This window comes from Falsiroseomonas sp. RANM36 (genome assembly GCF_056682175.1).
The window spans coordinates 1,670,821-1,672,654 of sequence record NZ_JBWXTD010000003.1 but is presented as its reverse complement, the minus strand read 5'-3'; the positions used below and the strand labels follow the sequence as shown (position 1 = coordinate 1,672,654).

Below are 1,834 nucleotides of genomic sequence, written 5' to 3'. Positions count from 1 at the left end.
CGGGCCCCCCCCCCGGGCCCCAGCACTTGGGTTGGCGCGCGCCGGGCGGCCGCCCGCCCGTCCGCCCGCCGCGTGCCGGCGCCCGCGCCGCCGCAGCGCGCCCAGGCCGAGCAGGCCCACCAGCATCAGCGGCGCCGCGCCGGGCGCGGGCACCGGCAGGCCGATGCTCTCCGCCGCGATGCGCTGCAGCAGCACCGCTTCCCGCGCGCTGATGCCGAGGTCGCGCGCCGCCTGCTCGCCGCGGCCGAACATCCGCGGATCGCGGCCGGTGACGGTGCCGTAGATGGTCAGCGCGCTGAGATAGGAGCCCCACTTGCTGGCATGCGTGCCGTCGTCGAACCAGAGGTCGATCAGGCCGTCGGTCGCCGCGTCGGGGGCGAACATGTTGCGCGTGGCGATGCCCTTCCGCACGGCGGCGAGGAAGGCCTCGCCCACCGGCGCGATGTCGGCGAAGAGGTCAGGGCGCGCGGCCAGCACGGCGGCATAGGAGGCGCGCAGGTCCTCCGTCATGCGCTCGAGCCCGTCGGCCGCCGGATAGGGGCCGGTGATCGGCGTGTCGGTGCGGGTGACATCGCCGGTGGTGTCATCGGTGGTGGTGCGGAAGCCGCCCTCGATCAGGTTCGGCCGCGCCCAGGTCTGGTAGAGATAGACCTGCGTGTCCGGGTTCGTGTTCGGATTGCCCGGGACGTTGCGCACCGTGTTGTTGCAGGTGTTGGCGGAATTGCCGGTGGCGTCGCGGCAGGCCTGGGTGGAGCCGAAGAGCTGCGTCTCGGTGAAGCTGCGGTCGCCGCCCTGGCTGCGGGCATATTCGGCGAACTGGGTCGCGTACATCGCGAAGGAGCCGGGCCGGGCATTGCCGGTGGTGCCGACCGGCAGCGGCCCGTCGCTCAGCTCCTGCAGCACCAGCCGGTCCCATCGCTGGGAAGCGACATTGCCGCGCAGGTCCCAGCCGGCCGGGTTGGTGTTGAGGAACTGCCCGCGCAGCGAGGCGGCGTTGCGGGTCGAGAGCGCGACGTCGTAGTCGAGCCCGGCCTGGGTGGTCAGCATCTTGAAGATGCCCGGCACGCCGCCCCAGGGATGCGGCTCATAGGGGTTGGAGCCCTGCGTGTTCGAGAAGCCGGGCTGCGTCGGCGCCGTCAGGTCGCGCACATTGGCGGCGTTGTAGGACAGCACCGGGTCCACGCGGCCGAAGGTGTAGCTGTTGCCGACGAAGAGGATCGAGACCGGGTCGGCCATGGCGGCGCCGGGCAGCGCAAGCATGGCAGCCGCCAGTGCGGCGCGCTGCATCTTTCTGATCACGTGCGGTCTCCCCCCTGTAGATTTGTTCTGCGGCGGAGAATGGAACGTGTCGCGATGGAAAGCGAGAGGGGGTGGGGTGCGCTTCAGCGTGCAGCCGCGGCGACCGCGCCGCCGGCCGGCACCACCGCCCCCGCCGCGACCACGGCCTGCGCGCCGATCCGCGCGAAGCCGCAGACCACGGCGCCCGGCCCGACATGCGCCGCCTCCGCCACCGTGGCGTCGTGCTCGACGATCGCGCCGGTGTTGACCAGCGCCAGGGCGCCGATCCCGGCCAGCGGCCCGATCACGGCGCGGGCCATGACCTGCGCGCCCTCCGCGATGCGCGCGCTCGGCGAGACCAGCGCGGCGGGATGCACCTGGGGGGGCAGGGCGACGCCCTGCGCGCGGCAGAACGCGGCGAGACGGGCGCGCGTGGCGTTGTCGGCGATCGCCACCACCGCGCCGAGGCCCGGCGCGGCCAGCCCCGCCCCGGGGGGCGCCCCGCCCCCCCCGGGGCCGCCCCCCCCCCGCGGCGCCCCCCGCCCCCCGCACCGGC

Annotated in this window: 2 protein-coding genes; both read right to left on the bottom strand. The window is 74.8% G+C overall.

Going from position 1 to position 1,834, the window contains the following annotated elements; translation table 11 throughout:
- The coding region (locus AC1MIR_RS12945) for a hypothetical protein (RefSeq protein WP_480028561.1) at window positions 1-1,299 on the bottom strand (1,299 nt) is incomplete at its 3' end.
- Window positions 1,300-1,382: 83 nt separating this feature from the next.
- Window positions 1,383-1,834, bottom strand: a 452-nt coding sequence (locus AC1MIR_RS12940) for an LbetaH domain-containing protein (RefSeq protein ID WP_480028560.1), incomplete at its 5' end; no start/stop codon positions are given.